Genomic DNA, 16,876 nt, shown 5'->3' with positions numbered 1-16,876 from the left:
CCAGCGATGAAACCTGCACAGCGAAGCCGCGGCTTCACCCTGATAGAAATGATGATCGTCGTGGTCATCCTGGCGATACTCGCGGCCATCGCGCTGCCCAGCTACCAGAAGTATGTGCTGCGCAGCCACCGCGCCGAAGGCCAGGCGCTGCTCAGCGAGGCCGCGGCGCGGCAGGAGCGCTACTTCGCGCAAAACAACAGCTACGCCAGCAGCGCCGCGGCGCTGAACATGACCAGCTACGTCGCCGGCCTGCAGTACTACGGCCTGGCCATCTCCAACGTCAGCGCCTCGACCTACACCCTGACCGCCACGGCCACCGGCAGCCAGGCCAGGGACAGCGAATGCCTGACGCTCACCCTCGACCAGGCCGGCACCCGCGGCGCCACCGGCACCGGCACGGCCAGCAGTTGCTGGCAATGAGCCGGGGCGAAAGCGTGCGATAAGCGAACACTGCGCCACAGGTCGAATTGCGCCGCCCGCCTTCCGGCCTTTAGGGTGGCCGGACGGCAGGCGGGCCAGCCGTCCCCGATCCGGGGTGGCCCGCACGACCGTCCATCTCTGCCGGGCCCCGCCATCCCGGCCCCGGCATAGACTGGACGGGCACGAGCCGCGACGAAGAGCGCGGACGACAACAACAAAGAGTGAGTGCCTGTATGGAGAACCTGCTGAGCGAGCGCAGCCGGGTATTCGAGCGAGCCGACCCCTACGCGGTGTCCGGCTACGTCAACCAGCACGTCGGCAACCACGCCCTGCGCATGCCCGCCCACGGCCGCCCCGAGGCCAGCCTCAACCACCGCAAGTTCGCCAGCCTCGACCTCTGCCGCATCCGCTACGGCGCCGCCGTGCGCGTCACCTCGCCGGCGCTGGAAACCATCTACCACCTGCAGGTATTGCTGCATGGCCACTGCTTGTGGCGCGGCCAGGGCCGGGAGCACTACCTGGAGCCCGGCGAACTGCTGCTGATCAACCCGGACGACCCGGTCGACCTGACCTACTCGGACGACTGCGAGAAATTCATCATCAAGATCCCCACCGCGGTGCTCGAAGGCATCTGCGCCGAACAGCGCTGGGCCCACCCGCGCCAGGGCCCGCGCTTCATCGAGAGCCGCTACCGACTGGGCGAGCTGGAAGGCTTCGTCAACCTGCTGGGCATGGTCTGCATGGAAGCCGAATCCAGCCAGCGCCTGCCGCGCATCGAGGAGCACTACCAGCAGATCGTCGCCAGCAAGCTGCTGACCCTGCTGCAGACCAACGTCAGCCGCGAATGCCTGGCCGCGCCCATGGCCTGCTTCGAGCGCATCGACGACTACATAGGGCGCAACCTGCGGCAGGACATCGACATCGAGGAACTGGCCCGCCAGGCGAAGATGAGCCTGCGCTCGCTCTACGCCCTGTTCGAACGCCACGCCAGCGCCACCCCGCGCCAGTATATCCGCCGGCGCAAGCTCGAACGCATCCGCGCCTGCCTCGCCGACCCCAGCTGCAACGTGCGCAGCGTCACCGAACTGGCGCTGGACTACGGCTTCCTGCACCTGGGGCGCTTCTCCGAAAGCTACCGCCAGCAGTTCGGCGAACTGCCCTCGGAAACCCTCAAGCGCCGCGGCTGAGCCTGGGCGACCCGCACATTCCTGTCCCTCTGCGTAGGGCGCATAACGCCTACGGCGGATAGCCGCGAACGGTTATGCGCCCTGCACCGGAGTGCTTTTCGTAGGATGGCGTTGAGCGAAGCGATACCCATCAGCGCAACCGCATGGGTTTCGCAAGCTCAACCCATCCTACGAAAAGCCACGCTCGCTCATGCCCTGCGGATTTCCAGGGAAATCTCCGCGCGCCCCCAGAAGCGCCCCGAAACACCCCGCAACCCCGCCTGCAAAAACCGGATAACGCTCTGCACAAAGCGGATATTGCCCCCGCCCACCCAGCCCTAACCTGAGCCTGCCTGAACAATAACAACGGAGGCCCCGGCCATGACCCTGGGTATCGACTACTTGCGTTCCCTGCTCGAAGAAGACCCCGCCAAGGGCGTCTACCGCTGCAAGCGCGAAATGTTCACCGACCCGCGCCTGTTCGAACTGGAGATGAAGCACATCTTCGAAGGCAACTGGGTCTACCTCGCCCACGAAAGCCAGATTCCCGAGAAGAACGACTTCCTGACCACCATGATCGGTCGCCAGTCGATCTTCATCGCGCGCAACAAGGATGGCGTGCTCAATGCCTTCCTCAACGCCTGCAGCCACAAGGGCGCCATGCTCTGCCGGCACAAGTCGGGCAACCGCTCCAGCTACACCTGCCCGTTCCACGGCTGGACCTTCAACAACTCCGGCAAACTGCTCAAGGTCAAGGACCCGGCCGAGGCCGGCTACCCGTCGAGCTTCAACTGCGAAGGCTCCCACGACCTGACTAAGGTCGCCCGCTTCGAGTCCTACCGCGGCTTCCTCTTCGGCAGCCTCAACCCCGACGTGCGCCCGCTGGTGGAGCACCTGGGCGAGTCGGCGAAGATCATCGACATGATCGTCGACCAGTCCCCCGAAGGCCTGGAAGTGCTGCGCGGATCGAGCAGCTACATCTACGAAGGCAACTGGAAGCTCACCGCCGAGAACGGCGCCGACGGCTACCACGTCAGCTCCGTGCACTGGAACTACGCCGCCACCCAGAACCAGCGCAAGCAGCGCGAGGCCGGCGAGGAAGTGAAGACCATGAGCGCCGGCGGCTGGGCCAAGCACGGCGGCGGCTTCTACTCCTTCGAGCATGGCCACATGCTGCTCTGGACGCGCTGGGCCAACCCCGAGGACCGCCCGGCCTTCGAGCGCCGCGAACAGCTCGCCGCCGACTTCGGCCAGGCCCGCGCCGACTGGATGATCCAGAACTCGCGCAACCTCTGCCTGTACCCCAACGTCTACCTGATGGACCAGTTCAGCTCGCAGATCCGCATCGCCCGGCCGATCGACGTCAACCGCACCGAAATCACCATCTACTGCATCGCGCCCAAGGGCGAGAGTGCCGAGGCCCGCGCCCAGCGCATCCGCCAGTACGAGGACTTCTTCAACGTCAGCGGCATGGCCACCCCGGACGACCTGGAGGAGTTCCGCTCCTGCCAGCAGGCCTACCAGGGCAGCGCCGAAGGCTGGAACGACATGTCCCGCGGGGCCGCGCACTGGATCGACGGCGCCGACGCCGCCGCGCAGGAAATCGACCTGCACCCGCAGCTCTCCGGCGTGCGCACCGAAGACGAAGGCCTGTTCGTGCTGCAGCACAAGTACTGGCTGCAGGCGATGAGCGAAGCCCTGGCCGCCGAAGAAGCCAGGCGCATTCCGCTCGAGGAGGCCGTGTGATGAGCCGCTACGAAACCGTCCGCGACTTCCTCTACCGCGAAGCCCGCTACCTCGACGACAAGGACTGGGACGCCTGGCTGGAGCTGTACGCCAGCGACGCCAGCTTCTGGATGCCGGCCTGGGACGACCGCGACGAGCTGACCCAGGACCCGCAGCGGGAAATCTCGCTGATCTGGTACGGCAACCGCGGCGGCCTGGAAGACCGCGTGTTCCGCATCAAGACCGAACGCTCCAGCGCGACCATGCCGGACACCCGCACCTCGCACAACATCAGCAACATCGAAGTGCTGGGCGAGGAAGACGGCATCTGCCAGGTGCGCTTCAACTGGCACACCCTGAGCTTCCGCTACAAGACCACCGACAGCTACTTCGGCACCAGCTTCTACACCCTCGACCTGCGCGGCGAGAACCCGCTGATCAAGGCCAAGAAGGTGGTGCTGAAGAACGACTACGTCCGCCAGGTCATCGACATCTACCACATCTGAGGTGGCCGCCATGAGCTATTCGATCGCACTGAACTTCGAAGACGGCGTCACCCGCTTCATCGACGCCAACCCCGACGAAACCGTCGCCGACGCGGCCTACCGCCAGGGCGTGAACATCCCGCTGGACTGCCGCGACGGCGCCTGCGGCACCTGCAAGTGCTTCGCCGAAGCCGGCCGCTACGACCTGGGCCAGGACTACATCGAGGATGCGCTGAGCGAGGAAGAAGCCGAGCAAGGCTACGTGCTGACCTGCCAGATGCGCGCCGAAAGCGACTGCGTGGTGCGCGTGCCGGCGGCCTCGGACGTCTGCAAGACCCAGCAGGCCAGCTACCAGGCGGCCATCAGCGAGGTGCGCCAGCTGTCCGAGAGCACCATCGCCTTGTCGGTCAAGGGCGAGTCCCTGAGCAAGCTGGCCTTCCTGCCGGGGCAGTACGTCAACCTGCAGGTGCCGGGCAGCGGCCAGAGCCGCGCCTACTCCTTCAGCTCGCTGCAGAAGGGCGGCGAGGTCAGCTTCCTGATCCGCAACGTGCCCGGCGGGCTGATGAGCAGCTTCCTCACCAGCCTGGCCAAGGCCGGCGACAGCCTGGAATTGGCCGGCCCGCTGGGCAGCTTCTACCTGCGCGACATCAGGCGGCCCTTGCTGCTGCTGGCCGGCGGCACGGGCCTGGCGCCCTTCACCGCGATGCTGGAGAAGATCGCCGAGCAGGGCAGCGAACACCCGCTGCACCTGATCTACGGGGTGACCAACGACTTCGACCTGGTGGAGCTGGACAAGCTCGAAGCCTTCGCCGCGCGCATCCCCAACTTCAGCTTCAGCGCCTGTGTGGCCAACCCCGAGAGCAACTACCCGCACAAGGGCTACGTCACCCAGCACATCACGCCTGCGCATCTCAACGAAGGCGAGGTGGACATCTACCTGTGCGGCCCGCCGCCGATGGTCGAGGCGGTGAGCGCGTACATCCGCGAGCAGGGGATCACGCCGGCGAATTTCTACTACGAGAAGTTTGCGGCGAGTGCGGCTTGAACGGGTGGCTAAGAGCCCCTCTCCCTAACCCTCTCCCTGAAGGGAGAGGGGACTGTCCTGAGCTGCTGGTCTGCATGGCTTCAGCCGGAGGTTTCGGCATACACGGAGCTGCCGGTTGAAACCTTGGATGACGCAGGCACGGACAAGCTCCCTCTCCCTTCGGAGCGGGGCGCGCAGCCAGGGCGGGGGGAGAGGGCAGCCAGGCCACGCACGTAATCCCAGGACGCAACCCCAACCGAGGTACCCATGAACAGATTCCCCCACAAAGTCGCCCTGGTCACCGGCGCCGCCCAGGGCATCGGCCGCCGCGTCGCCGAGCGTCTGGCGGAGGAGGGCGCCCGCCTGGTCGCCGTGGACCGCTCCGAGCTGGTCCACGAACTGCAGGACGAACTCGGCCAACACGCCGAAGTGTTGACCCTCACCGCCGACCTGGAGCAATTCGCCGAAGCCCAGCGCGTGGTCAACGAAGCCGTGCAACGCTTCGGCCGCCTGGACATCCTGGTCAACAACGTCGGCGGCACCATCTGGGCCAAGCCCTTCGAGCACTACGCCGAACACGAGATCGAAGCCGAGGTGCGCCGCTCGCTGTTCCCCACCCTGTGGTGCTGCCGCGCCGCCCTGGTGCCGATGCTGGAGCAGGGCGCCGGGGCCATCGTCAACGTCTCCTCCATCGCCACCCGCGGCGTCAACCGCGTGCCCTACGGCGCGGCCAAGGGCGGGGTGAACGCGCTGACCGCCTGCCTGGCCTTCGAGACCGCCGAGCGTGGCGTGCGAGTGAATGCCACCGCGCCGGGCGGCACCGAGGCGCCGCCGCGGCGCATCCCACGCAACACCGCCGAGCAGAGCGCGCAGGAGAAGGTCTGGTACCAGCAGATCGTCGACCAGACCGTGAACAGCAGCCTGATGAAGCGCTACGGCAGCATCGACGAACAGGTCGGCGCCATCCTCTTCCTGGCCTCCGACGAAGCCTCCTACATCACCGGCGTGACCCTGCCGGTAGGCGGTGGCGACCTGGGCTGAAAACCCGACCCGAACCAACCCGTAGGATGGCGTTGAGCGCAGCGATACCCATCACCCGAGGCGATGGGTAGCGCCTCCGGCCCAACGCCATCCTACGCAAAGACGGACCGCCCACGACGCGGCCCCAACGGCTTCTCGCACAACAACAAAAAAGAGAGTGATGCCATGCGGAAAATCGACGTACACGACGTCATCGACAACGCGCGCTTCGGCCGCTTCCACTGGATGGTCATGGCCTGGTGCGCCTTGCTGCTGATCTTCGACGGCTACGACCTGTTCATCTACGGCGTGGTGCTGCCGGTGCTGATGAAGGAGTGGGGCCTGACCCCGCTGCAGGCCGGCGCGCTGGGCAGCTACGCGCTGTTCGGCATGATGGCCGGGGCGCTGTTCTTCGGCCCGCTGGCCGACAAGGTCGGGCGCAAGAAGGGCATCGCCATCTGCTTCGTGCTCTTCTCCGGCTTCACCGTGGTCAACGGTTTCGCCAGCAACCCCACGCAGTTCGGCATCTGCCGCTTCATGGCCGGCCTCGGCATCGGCGGGCTGATGCCCAACGTGGTAGCGCTGATGAACGAATACGCGCCGAGGAAACTGCGCAGCACCCTGGTGGCGGTGATGTTCAGCGGCTACTCGCTGGGCGGCATGCTCTCCGCCGGCGTGGGCATCTACATGCTGCCGCGCTTCGGCTGGGAGGCGATGTTCTTCGCCGCGCTGCTGCCGCTGCTGATGCTGCCGCTGATCCTCTGGCAGTTGCCGGAGTCGGTGGGCTTCCTGTTGCGCCAGGGGCGTACCGAACAGGCCCGCGCCATCCTCCGCCGCATTTCCCCGGAAACCACCCTGGAGGAGGCCGCCGAGCTGCACCTGGGCGAGAGCAAGCCACAGGGCGCGCCGGTGCTTGAGCTGTTCCGCGAGGGTCGCGCGCTGCGCACCCTGATGCTCTGGGTGGCGTTCTTCTGCTGCCTGCTGATGGTCTACGCGCTCAGCTCCTGGCTGCCGAAGCTGATGGCCAACGCCGGCTACAGCCTGGGTTCGAGCCTGTCGTTCCTGCTGGCGCTGAACTTCGGCGGCATGTTCGGGGCCATCTTCGGCGGCTGGCTGGGCGACCGCTTCAACCTGCCCAAGGTGGTGGCGCTGTTTTTCGTCGCCGCTGCCGTTTCCATCACTCTGCTGGGCTTCAACACGCCGATGCCGGTGCTCTACCTGCTGATCGGCATCGCCGGGGCCACCACCATCGGCACGCAGATCCTGCTCTACGCCACCGCCGCGCAGTTCTACGGCCTGGCCATCCGCTCCACCGGCCTGGGCTGGGCCTCGGGCATCGGCCGCAACGGCGCCATCGTCGGCCCGCTGCTGGGCGGCTCGCTGCTGGCCATCGAGCTGCCGCTGCACCTGAACTTCATGGCCTTCGCCATCCCCGGCGCGCTGGCGGCCCTGGCCATGTACCTGGTCAGCCGCAGCGAGCGGGTGCTCGCGCCCCTGGCCGAAGCCCGGGCCTGAACCGACAACGGAAGGGCGGGGCCGGCCACTCCGGCACCCGCCGCAGGCTTCCGCGCTGACGGGAGCCAAGGAGGGAACAGCATGCAACGCAGAGATTTCATGACCGGTGCCGCGGCCTTGTTCGCCGGCTTGTTGCTCGGCAGGAACGCGCTGGCCGCCAGCGTGAAGCAAGGGCAGGCGGCGCTCGCGCTGCCGGATGCGCCGCTGTGGCAATGGCAGGCCAGCGAGCTGGCCGCCGGCATCGCCAGCGGCGCCATCAGCAGCCGGGAGGCGGTGGAAAGCTGCCTCGGGCGCATCGCCGAGGCCAACCCCGGGCTCAAGGCGGTGGTCCACGAGATGCGCGACGAGGCCCTGCGCGCGGCGCAGCGCGCCGACCAGCGGCGGGGTAGCGACGCGCTGCCGCCGCTGCACGGGGTGCCGGTCACCGTCAAGGTCAACCAGAACGTCGCCGGCCAGCCCAACACCAACGGGCTGCTGGCGCGCCGCGACAACATCGCCGCCGACAACAGCCCGGTGGTGCAGAACCTGCTGGACAACGGCGCGGTCATCATCGGCCTGACCAGCACGCCGGAGTTCTCCTTCCGCTGGTACACCGAAAGCCCGCTGTACGGCCGCACGCTGAACCCCTGGCGCGCCGACATCACCCCGGGCGGCTCCAGCGGCGGCGCGGCCTCGGCCGTGGCCGCGGGCATGTGCCCGATCGCCCACGGCAACGACATCGCCGGCTCCATCCGCTACCCGGCCTATGCCTGCGGCGTGGTCGGCCTGCGCCCCAGCGTCGGGCGCATTCCCACCGGGCTCGGCCTGGGCTTCGCCGGTCAGCAGATCGCCACCCAGGGGCCGCTGGCGCGCAGCGTGGCCGATGCGCGCCTGGCCTTCCTGGCGATGGCCAGCAGCGGCGGCGCCGACCCCAACTGGGTGAGCCCCGTGGCGTCGCCCGAGGCGCGCGAGAAGCGGGTGGTCGGCCTGGTCAACGAACTGCCCGGCATCCCCCTCGACGCTTCGGTGCGGGACAACCTGGCGGCGGTGGCGAAGATGCTCGAGGACGCCGGCTACCGCGTCGAGCCGGTGAGCCTGCCGGACCACGAGCTGGCCACCCAGACCTGGCTGCGCATCGTCATGACCGAGATCCGCCTGCAACTGCTGCCGGTCATGCGGCGCGAGGGCAGCGAGGCGCTGCAGGCGGCCGTGCAGGGCATGCTGGAGGCGACGCCGGAGACCGGCCTGGACGAATACGTCGTCGCGCTGGCCACCCGCAACAACCTGCGGGTGAAGTGGCGCGCGCTGTTCCAGCGCTACGACGCGCTGATCGCCCCGGTGTCCGCCAGCGCGCCGCTGCCCTGGGGCCTGGATGCCCAGGGCGGCGCGGCCATGGCACAGATCATGCGCCAGCAGGCGATCCTGATGAGCGTCGCGCTCAGTGGCCTGCCGGCGCTCAGCGTGCCCAGCGGCCTGCAGGGCGAGCGCCTGCCGGCCGGCGTGCAGGTCATCGCCGACCACTACCGCGAGGACCGCTGCTTCCAGGTGGCCGCCGTGATCGAGGCGGCGGCGCGGATGCCGCGCGCCTATCAGACCGGGCCCGTCTGAGCGCCCATGCCAGACGACAACAACAATGAAGAGGCATGACCCGATGCACATAAGCGAAACCCGGGCCCGGCGCTTCGCCGGCCCCCTGGCGCTGCTGGCGCCCTTCACCGCCGAACTGGCCCTGGCCGACGAGCGCCGCCTGTTCGAAGATAGCTCGCTGGTGCTGAACACCCGCCACTGGTATTCCCATGAAATCGCCCGCAAGGACAGCTACTTCCGGGTGCCCGACGACGAGGGCGGGCGCCCGGTGCGCGACCGCGTGGCCTGGCTGCAGGGCCTGAAGCTCGACTACCGGTCCGGCTACAGCCAGGGCGAGCAGGGCCTGGGCATGGACTTCTCGCTGTACGGCGCGGTGGCCCTGGAACGCAGCCGCGAAGCGGTGGCCGGCGGCAGCACCCGCCTGCTGGTGGAGCGCGACGGCGAGGTGGTGGACCAGTGGGGCAAGGTGGGCATCGCCGCGCTCAAGCTGAAAGCCGGCGAAACCGAGGCGAAGCTCGGCCGCCAGCAGATCCGCACGCCGGTGATGAGCTACGCCGACACCCGCACCCTGCCGGCCTCCTTCGATGGCTTCTCGCTGGAGAGCCATGACCTGCCCGGGCTGACCTTCAAGGCCGGGCACTTCCAGCGCGCCACGCCGCGCACCGGCGCCGGCAGCCAGGACCTGAGCCTGACCTTCGCCACGCGCCTGGTGGAAAGCGACTGGATCGCCTATGCCGGCGGCGACTACCGCCTCGGCGAGCGGGGCCGGGCCAGCCTCTACCTGTCGCGTTTCGACGACATCTGGGACCGCACCTACGCCGGCTGGGCGCAGCGCTACCGCCTGGGCGAGCTGGACCTGGGCCTGCGCCTGGACTTCTACGACACCCGCTCCAGCGGCCGCGAGAACGCCGGGCGCATCGGCCAGCGGGCCTATGGCGCGAGCGTCGCGCCGGGCTACGCCAACCACACGTTGAAGCTGGCCTTCCAGCAGATCGACGGCGACGAGTACTTCGACTTTCCCGCCGAGTCCAACGCCTTCGACCTGCCCAACGCCATGCTCTCGTACTACAACGGGCCCAACGAGCGCTCCTTCCAGGTCAGCTACGGCACCGACTGGACGCCCTACGGCCTGCCGGGCTTCAAGAGCCTGTTCTGGTACGTCAAGGGCTGGGGCATCGACGGCAGCGGCTACGACGGCGGTCCCCGCGCGGCCTACAACTCGGTGCTGGGGCAGAAGGGCGAGAGCCACTACGAGGTCGGCGGCCTGTTCAGCTACGCCGTGCAATCCGGGCCGCTGCGCGGCGTCGGCCTGTCGACCGGCTACATCTGGCACCGCGCCAGCGCGGGGCAGATCGAGGGCAACCTGGAGGAGTTCCGCCTGATCATCGACGCGCCCCTGAGGCTGCTCTGAGTGGCATGCTCAGTGGTTGACCTGCTCGATCAGCGCCAGGCAGCGCTGGACCATGGCGCTGACATCGCCGGCGCGGCGGCTGAGGACGATCGGCGACACCGCCTCGGGTTCCAGCACGGCGACGTAGCCGATGTCCGGGCGGTGCTGCTGCTGCACCGAGGCCGGCACCAGGGCCACGCCCAGGCCGGCGGCGACCAGGCCGATGGCGGTCTGCAGCTCGTTGGCCCACTGCGCCACGCGGATGCCCAGGCCGTGGTTGGCGAACAGCGCCAGCACGTGGTCGGCATAGCTCGGCCGCGGGTTGGCCGGGTACAGCACGAAGGGCTCGCGGGACAGCCGCTGCAGGCTCACCGGCGCGCCCAGCAGCGGGTGCCCGGTGGGCAGCACCGCCACCAGCGGGTCCTCGCGCAGCACCTGCTGGTGGATGGCCGGGTCGTCGAAACGCATGCGCCCGAAGCCGATGTCGATGCGCCCGCTCTTCAGCGCCTCGACCTGCTGCAGGGTGGTCATTTCCTGCAAGCCCAGCTCCAGCTCGGCGTCGCCGCGCAGCTCGCGGATCAGCTCCGGCAGCACCGCGTAGAGCGTCGAAGGCGCGAAGCCGATGCCCAGCCACTGGCGCTGGCCCAGGCCGATGCGGCGGGTGTTGTCGCAGATGTTCTGCAGCTGTTCCAGCAGGGTGCCGCTCTGCTCGTAGAAGAAGCGCCCGGCCTCGGTCAGGCGCAGCGGCCGGCCGCGTTCCAGCAGCTCGACGCCGAGCAGTTCCTCCAGCTGCTGGATCTGCCGGCTCAACGGCGGCTGGGCGATGTGCAGGCGCTCGGCGGCGCGGGTGAAGTTGAGGGTTTCGGCGACCGCCTGGAAGTACCGCAGGTGTCGAAGCTCCATGATACCTCCAGGGTATGGAACGAGAGGGCAATGATATTGGACTGCTCGCAACCGCTGGCGCAATCCTTCGGTGTGCAACAAAAGACCTGGAAGGTATCGGCCGCACCAGACGGCCGGGCCTCGACAAGCAGCCTAGCGTGATATGGAACCCGAGATGACCCAAGCCCTGATCGAACGCCTCGAAGCGATCATCGTCGACCTGCCGACCATCCGCCCGCACAAGCTGGCGATGCACACCATGCAGCAGCAGACCCTGGTGATCCTGCGCCTGCGCTGCAGCGACGGCATCGAGGGCCTCGGCGAGGCCACCACCATCGGTGGCCTGGCCTATGGCAACGAAAGCCCGGAAAGCATCAAGGCCAACCTGGAGGCGCACTTCGCGCCGCTGCTGATCGGCCAGGACGCCTGCAACATCAACGCCGCCATGCAGCGTCTGGACAAGGCCATCAAGGGCAACACCTTCGCCCGCTCGGCGGTGGAAACCGCGCTGCTCGACGCCCAGGGCAAGCGCCTGGGCCTGGCCGTCAGCGAACTGCTCGGCGGCCGCGTGCGCGACGGCCTGGAAGTGGCCTGGACGCTGGCCAGCGGCGACACCGCCCGCGACATCGAGGAAGCCGAGCGCATGCTCGACCTGCGCCGCCACCGCATCTTCAAGCTGAAGATCGGCGCCCATGCGCTGGAGCAGGACCTCAAGCACGTGGTGGCGATCAAGCGCGCCCTGGGCGAGCGCGCCAGCGTGCGCGTGGACGTCAACCAGTACTGGGACGAATCCCAGGCCATCCGCGGCTGCCAGGTGCTCGGCGAGAACGGCATCGACCTCGTCGAGCAGCCCATCTCGCGGATCAACCGCGCCGGCCAGGTGCGCCTGAACCTGCGCAGCCCGGCGCCGATCATGGCCGACGAATCCATCGAGAGCGTCGAGGACGCCTTCAGCCTGGCCGCCGACGGCGCCGCCAGCATCTTCGCCCTGAAGATCGCCAAGAACGGTGGCCCGCGCGCCGTGCTGCGCACCGCGCAGATCGCCGAGGCGGCCGGCATCGCCCTGTACGGCGGGACCATGCTCGAAGGCGCCATCGGCACCCTGGCCTCGGCCCACGCCTTCCTCACCCTCAAGCAGCTGACCTGGCACACCGAACTGTTTGGCCCGCTGCTGCTGACCGAGGAGATCGTCAGCGAGCCGCCGGTGTACCGCGACTTCCAACTGCTGGTGCCCAACGCCCCGGGCCTCGGCCTGAGCCTGGACGAGGAGCGCCTCAAGCGCTTCCGCCGCCCCTGAATTCCGCTGCCCCTGATTTCGAGAGAGGAGAAGCCCCATGCTGTTCCACGTGAAGATGACGGTGAAACTGCCCGTCGACATGGACCCGGCCCGCGCCGCCCAGCTCAAGGCCGACGAGAAGGAACTGGCCCAGCGCCTGCAGCGCGAGGGCAAGTGGCGCCATCTGTGGCGCATCGCCGGGCACTACGCCAGCTACAGCGTCTTCGACGTCGCCAGCGTCGAGGAACTGCACGACACCCTGATGCAACTGCCGCTGTTCCCCTACATGGACATCGAGGTCGACGGGCTCTGCCGCCATCCGTCCTCCATCCATGCCGATGACCGCTGAGCCCTGAACCCCAACGACGAAACCCTTGTATAAGAACAAGACGAGGTGAACATCATGACCGTGAAGATTTCCCAGACTGCCGAGATCCAGAAGTTCTTCGAAGAAGCCGCCGGCTACGGCAACGACAACGGCAGCCCGCGCCTTAAGCAGATCGTCCTGCGCGTGCTGCAGGACACCGCGAAGATCATCGAGGACCTGGAAGTCACCGACGACGAATTCTGGACCGCCGTGGACTACCTGAACCGCCTGGGCGGCCGCGGCGAAGCCGGCCTGCTGGTGGCGGGCCTGGGCATCGAGCACTTCATCGACCTGCTCAACGACGCCAAGGACGCGCAGATCGGCAAGACCGGCGGCACCCCGCGCACCATCGAAGGCCCGCTGTACGTGGCCGGTGCGCCCATCGTCGAGGGCGAGGCGCGCATGGACGACGGCAGCGAAGACGGCGTGGCCACCGTGATGTTCCTCGAAGGCCAGGTGCTGGACCTGGACGGCAAGCCCATCGCCGGCGCCACCGTCGACCTGTGGCACGCCAACACCAAGGGCAACTACTCCTACTTCGACCAGAGCCAGAGCGAGTACAACCTGCGCCGCCGCATCATCACCGACGCCGAGGGCCGCTACCGCGCCCGCAGCATCGTCCCCAGCGGCTACGGCTGCGACCCGCAGGGCCCGACCCAGGAATGCCTGGACCAGCTCGGCCGCCACGGCCAGCGCCCGGCGCACATCCACTTCTTCATCTCGGCGCCGGGCTACCGCCACCTGACCACCCAGATCAACCTGTCCGGCGACCAGTACCTGTGGGACGACTTCGCCTACGCCACCCGCGACGGCCTGGTCGGCGAAGTGAAGTTCGCCGAGAACGTCCGCGGCATCGACGGCCGCGTGGCCGAGCTGGAATTCAGCTTCCAGCTGCAGAAGGCTGCCAGCGCCGAAGACGAACAGCGCAGCCAGCGCCCGCGTGCGCTGCAGGTGCAGGGCGCCTGAGGCGCTGTCCACTGGGTTCCCGCCTGCGCGGAGACCCAGAAACAGCGTAGGAGCAACTGTCTTGCGCCGAAGCGCTCTTCGTAGGATGGGTTGAGCTTGCGATACCCATCGGACCCTGGCGATGGGTATTGCTTCGCTCAACGCCATCCTACGAAAAGCCGTGCTTCCTGGAACCGTAGGACCTTGTCCGCGATAGCCGGAACCACCGGCGCGAATCGCGGATGAGATCCGCTACGGTGTTACCCCCAGGCATCGTCCCGAGCCGGCTTGCCGGCACGGCGAAGCCTTGCGTGCAGAACAAGAAAAAGTGAGGCGCCATGAAAGACCTCATCCGCGACTTCTCGCTGTCCGCCCTGGTGGCCGGGTTGATCGCCACCCTGATTTCCTATGCCGGCCCCCTGGTGATCATCTTCCAGGCGGCCAAGAGCGCCGGCCTGCCCGACGCCGCGGTGTCGTCCTGGGTGTGGGCGATCTCCATCGGCAGCGGCGTGCTCGGCATCCTCCTCAGCCTGCGCTACAAGGTGCCGCTGGTGATCGCCTGGTCGGCGCCCGGCTCGGCGCTGCTGGTGGCGCTGCTGCCGGGCATCAGCCTGAACGAGGCGGTGGGCGCCTACCTGGCGTCGAGCCTGATCATCTTCCTGGTGGGCATCTCCGGCGCCTTCGACCGCGTGGTCGGCAAGCTGCCGCCGGCCATCTCCGCGGCCATGCTGGCCGGCATCCTGTTCAGCTTCGGCACCCAGCTGTTCGTCTCGCTGCAGGCCAAGCCGGCGCTGGTGCTGGCGATGTTCGTCGCCTACCTGCTGGGCAAGCGCCTGGCGCCGCGCTACGCGGTGGCCCTGGTGCTGCTGGTGGGCTGCGCCATGGCCATCGGCGGCGGCGAGCTGAACGCCTCGGCGCTGGTGATCGGCCTGGCCACGCCGCAATGGATCGCCCCTGAATTCAGCCTCCATGCGCTGCTCAACATCGCCCTGCCGCTGGTGGTGGTGGCGCTCACCGGGCAGTTCGTGCCGGGCATCGCCGTGCTGCGCAACGACGGCTACCAGACCCCGGCGCGCCCGCTGATCGCCAGCAGCGCCCTGGGCACCTTGCTGCTGGCGCCCTTCGGCTGCCACGGCCTGAACCTCGCCGCCATCACCGCGGCCATCTGCACCGGCCGCGAGGCCCACGAAGACCCGGCGCGGCGCTATGTCGCCGGGGTGGTGGGCGGCGTCGCCTACCTGCTGCTGGGGCTGTTCGGCGCCACCCTGGTGTCGCTGTTCAGCGCCTTCCCCCGCGAGCTGATCGCCGCGCTGGCGGGCCTTGCGCTGTTCGGCGCCATCGGCGGAGCCCTGGCCGGCGCCATGGGTGTGCCGGAGGACCGCGAGGCGGCGCTGATCACCTTCCTGGTCACCGCCTCGGGCATGTCCTTCCTCGGCCTGTCGGCGGCCTTCTGGGGCCTGATCTTCGGCCTGGCCGCGCACCTGCTGCTGGTGCGCCGCCGCGCTCCTCGACGCGAGGCGCGCGCCGTGCGCGCCTGACCACCGGGCAACGGCAAGCGGGCGCCCGGCCGGGGCGCCCGCCCAAGGCAACACGGCAGCGGAAGCAGGGCAGGGCGGCTGAGCGAAGCGGACAGCCCCGGGCCCCCGTCGCCGGTACATGACTCCCCGCCCTGCGCCAAGCCGCGGCCCTCCGGTCGCTCGGCAGGGGATCGCACAACCATAAGAACAAGAGAAAACCATGAGCAATCGCGTATGCGTGACCGCCGTCGCGCTGGGCATCGGCGTGGCCGCCGCCCAGCCGGCGGCCGCGGCCGAAGGGCTGATCGAAGGTGCCAGCGCCACCCTGCAGGCACGCAACTACTACTTCAGCCGCGACTTCTCCGACATCGTCGGGCCCAACCGGCAGTCCAAAGCGGAGGAGTGGGCCCAGGGCTTCATCCTCGACTTCCGTTCCGGCTACACCCCTGGGCCCATCGGCTTCGGCCTGGACGCCATCGGCGTATTGGGCCTGAAGCTGGACAGCAGCCCCGAGCGCACCAACAGCGGCCTGCTGCCGGTGGGCGGCGACGGCCGCGCGCCGGACGACTACAGCCGCCTGGGCGTGGCCGGCAAGATGAAGTTCTCCAAGACCGAGCTGAAAATCGGCGAGCTGCAGCCCAACCTGCCGGTGCTGGTGTTCAGCGACATCCGCCTGCTGCCGCCCAGCTACCAGGGCACCTCGCTGACCTCCAGCGAAATCCCCGGGCTGACCTTGCAGGCCGGGCACCTCACCTCCACACACCTGCGCAACGAGGGCGGCGACGAGAAGATGCTCGCCATGCTCAGCTACCAGCCGCAGCGCCAGGCCGAGAGCGATGCCTTCAACTATGCCGGCGGCGACTACGACTTCAACGCCAAGCGCACCCGCGTCAGCGCCTGGTACGGCCAGCTGGAAGACATCTACAAACAGCGCTTCCTCGGCCTCAAGCACGCGCAGCCGCTGGGCGACTGGGTGCTGGGCGCTGGGCGCCAACCTCGGCTACTTCGACGCCAGCGAGGACGGCAAGCACCTGCTCGGCGACATCGACAACCGCGCCTTCTACTCGCTGTTCTTGGCCAGGCATGGCGGGCACACCTTCTACCTCGGCTACCAGGGCATGTTCGGCGACAGCGCCTTCCCCCGGGTGTTCGCCAACGTCTCGCCGCTGGGCAACGAGGTGCCGACCTACGAGTTCGCCTCCACCGACGAGCGCTCCTGGCAGGCGCGCTACGACTACGACTTCGTCGCCCTCGGCGTGCCCGGCCTGACCACCACCGTGCGCTACATCAGCGGCAACAACGTCGACACCGGGCAGGGCTTCGAGGGCAAGGACCGCGAGCGCGACCTGGACATCGGCTACACCGTGCAGAGCGGCCCGGTGGCCGGGCTCAACCTGCGCGTGCGCAACGTCATGGCGCGCTCCAACTACCGCAGCGACATCGACGAGAACCGCCTGATCCTCAGCTACACCTGGAAGCTGTTCTGAACCTCTCCGGGGCCGCTTGGCCCCCTGTCCGCCCCGGCTACCGGGGCGGATGGAGGAGGGCGCCCGAGGGTATTTCCGGTATTCCTGTAAG

General features: G+C 68.3%; 14 protein-coding genes and 1 pseudogene. 14 read left to right on the top strand and 1 reads right to left on the bottom strand.

What is annotated here, in order from left to right; translation table 11 throughout:
• Positions 1–6 precede the first annotated feature (6 nt).
• The 9 genes from FG99_RS01450 (at position 7) to FG99_RS01410 (ending at position 10,332) form a co-directional block, all read left to right on the top strand.
• A complete protein-coding gene (locus tag FG99_RS01450) occupies positions 7–420 on the top strand; it encodes a type IV pilin protein (protein ID WP_043266788.1) in 414 nt (137 codons plus the stop codon).
• Between the two features lie 233 nt (positions 421–653).
• On the top strand, positions 654–1,607 hold the full coding sequence (locus FG99_RS01445; RefSeq protein ID WP_043266786.1) for an AraC family transcriptional regulator: 954 nt from the start codon (positions 654–656) through the stop codon (positions 1,605–1,607).
• Between the two features lie 360 nt (positions 1,608–1,967).
• Positions 1,968–3,332 (top strand): benzoate 1,2-dioxygenase large subunit, encoded by a 1,365-nt coding sequence (gene benA / locus FG99_RS01440; protein WP_043266784.1) that lies wholly within the window; start codon positions 1,968–1,970, stop codon positions 3,330–3,332.
• Positions 3,332–3,817 carry a benzoate 1,2-dioxygenase small subunit gene (gene benB / locus FG99_RS01435; protein ID WP_043266782.1) on the top strand — a complete coding sequence of 162 codons (486 nt, stop codon included), beginning with the start codon at positions 3,332–3,334 and terminating at the stop codon, positions 3,815–3,817. The genes benA and benB overlap by 1 nt, the downstream gene beginning before the upstream one ends.
• 10 nt (positions 3,818–3,827) lie before the next feature.
• Complete coding sequence (gene benC / locus FG99_RS01430; protein WP_043266781.1) at positions 3,828–4,841, top strand: benzoate 1,2-dioxygenase electron transfer component BenC; 1,014 nt, start codon at positions 3,828–3,830, stop codon at positions 4,839–4,841.
• Between the two features lie 246 nt (positions 4,842–5,087).
• Positions 5,088–5,861, top strand: coding sequence for a 1,6-dihydroxycyclohexa-2,4-diene-1-carboxylate dehydrogenase (locus tag FG99_RS01425; protein ID WP_043266779.1), 774 nt, complete (start codon positions 5,088–5,090; stop codon positions 5,859–5,861).
• A gap of 165 nt (positions 5,862–6,026) precedes the next feature.
• A complete protein-coding gene (locus FG99_RS01420) occupies positions 6,027–7,355 on the top strand; it encodes an MFS transporter (protein WP_043266778.1) in 1,329 nt (442 codons plus the stop codon).
• 81 nt (positions 7,356–7,436) lie between these two features.
• Positions 7,437–8,942: an amidase gene (locus tag FG99_RS01415; RefSeq protein WP_081884544.1), complete on the top strand. Its 1,506-nt coding sequence runs from the start codon at positions 7,437–7,439 to the stop codon at positions 8,940–8,942.
• A gap of 43 nt (positions 8,943–8,985) precedes the next feature.
• Positions 8,986–10,332 carry an OprD family outer membrane porin gene (locus FG99_RS01410; protein ID WP_043266776.1) on the top strand — a complete coding sequence of 449 codons (1,347 nt, stop codon included), beginning with the start codon at positions 8,986–8,988 and terminating at the stop codon, positions 10,330–10,332.
• Positions 10,333–10,341: 9 nt separating this feature from the next.
• Here the strand turns inward: FG99_RS01410 and FG99_RS01405 are convergent, their stop codons facing one another.
• Positions 10,342–11,214: a LysR family transcriptional regulator gene (locus FG99_RS01405; RefSeq protein WP_043266775.1), complete on the bottom strand. Its 873-nt coding sequence runs from the start codon at positions 11,212–11,214 to the stop codon at positions 10,342–10,344.
• A gap of 154 nt (positions 11,215–11,368) precedes the next feature.
• Between FG99_RS01405 and FG99_RS01400 the strand changes: the two genes are divergently transcribed.
• The 5 genes and pseudogenes from FG99_RS01400 to FG99_RS01380 all read left to right on the top strand — a co-directional run bounded on the left by FG99_RS01400 (position 11,369) and on the right by FG99_RS01380 (position 16,785).
• A complete protein-coding gene (locus FG99_RS01400) occupies positions 11,369–12,490 on the top strand; it encodes a muconate cycloisomerase family protein (RefSeq protein WP_043266773.1) in 1,122 nt (373 codons plus the stop codon).
• Positions 12,491–12,527: 37 nt separating this feature from the next.
• Positions 12,528–12,818: a muconolactone Delta-isomerase gene (gene catC, locus FG99_RS01395; protein WP_043266771.1), complete on the top strand. Its 291-nt coding sequence runs from the start codon at positions 12,528–12,530 to the stop codon at positions 12,816–12,818.
• A gap of 54 nt (positions 12,819–12,872) precedes the next feature.
• A complete protein-coding gene (catA, locus tag FG99_RS01390) occupies positions 12,873–13,802 on the top strand; it encodes a catechol 1,2-dioxygenase (protein WP_043267893.1) in 930 nt (309 codons plus the stop codon).
• A gap of 317 nt (positions 13,803–14,119) precedes the next feature.
• Positions 14,120–15,319 carry a benzoate/H(+) symporter BenE family transporter gene (locus tag FG99_RS01385; protein WP_043266769.1) on the top strand — a complete coding sequence of 400 codons (1,200 nt, stop codon included), beginning with the start codon at positions 14,120–14,122 and terminating at the stop codon, positions 15,317–15,319.
• A 199-nt stretch (positions 15,320–15,518) separates the two neighbouring features.
• Positions 15,519–16,785: pseudogene (locus FG99_RS01380) on the top strand (OprD family porin).
• Positions 16,786–16,876: the final 91 nt, after the last annotated feature.

Source organism: Pseudomonas sp. AAC, assembly GCF_000725445.1.
GTDB lineage: Bacteria > Pseudomonadota > Gammaproteobacteria > Pseudomonadales > Pseudomonadaceae > Pseudomonas > Pseudomonas citronellolis.
The sequence above is the reverse complement of the archived record's forward strand: the minus strand, read 5'-3'. Positions and strand labels throughout refer to the sequence as shown.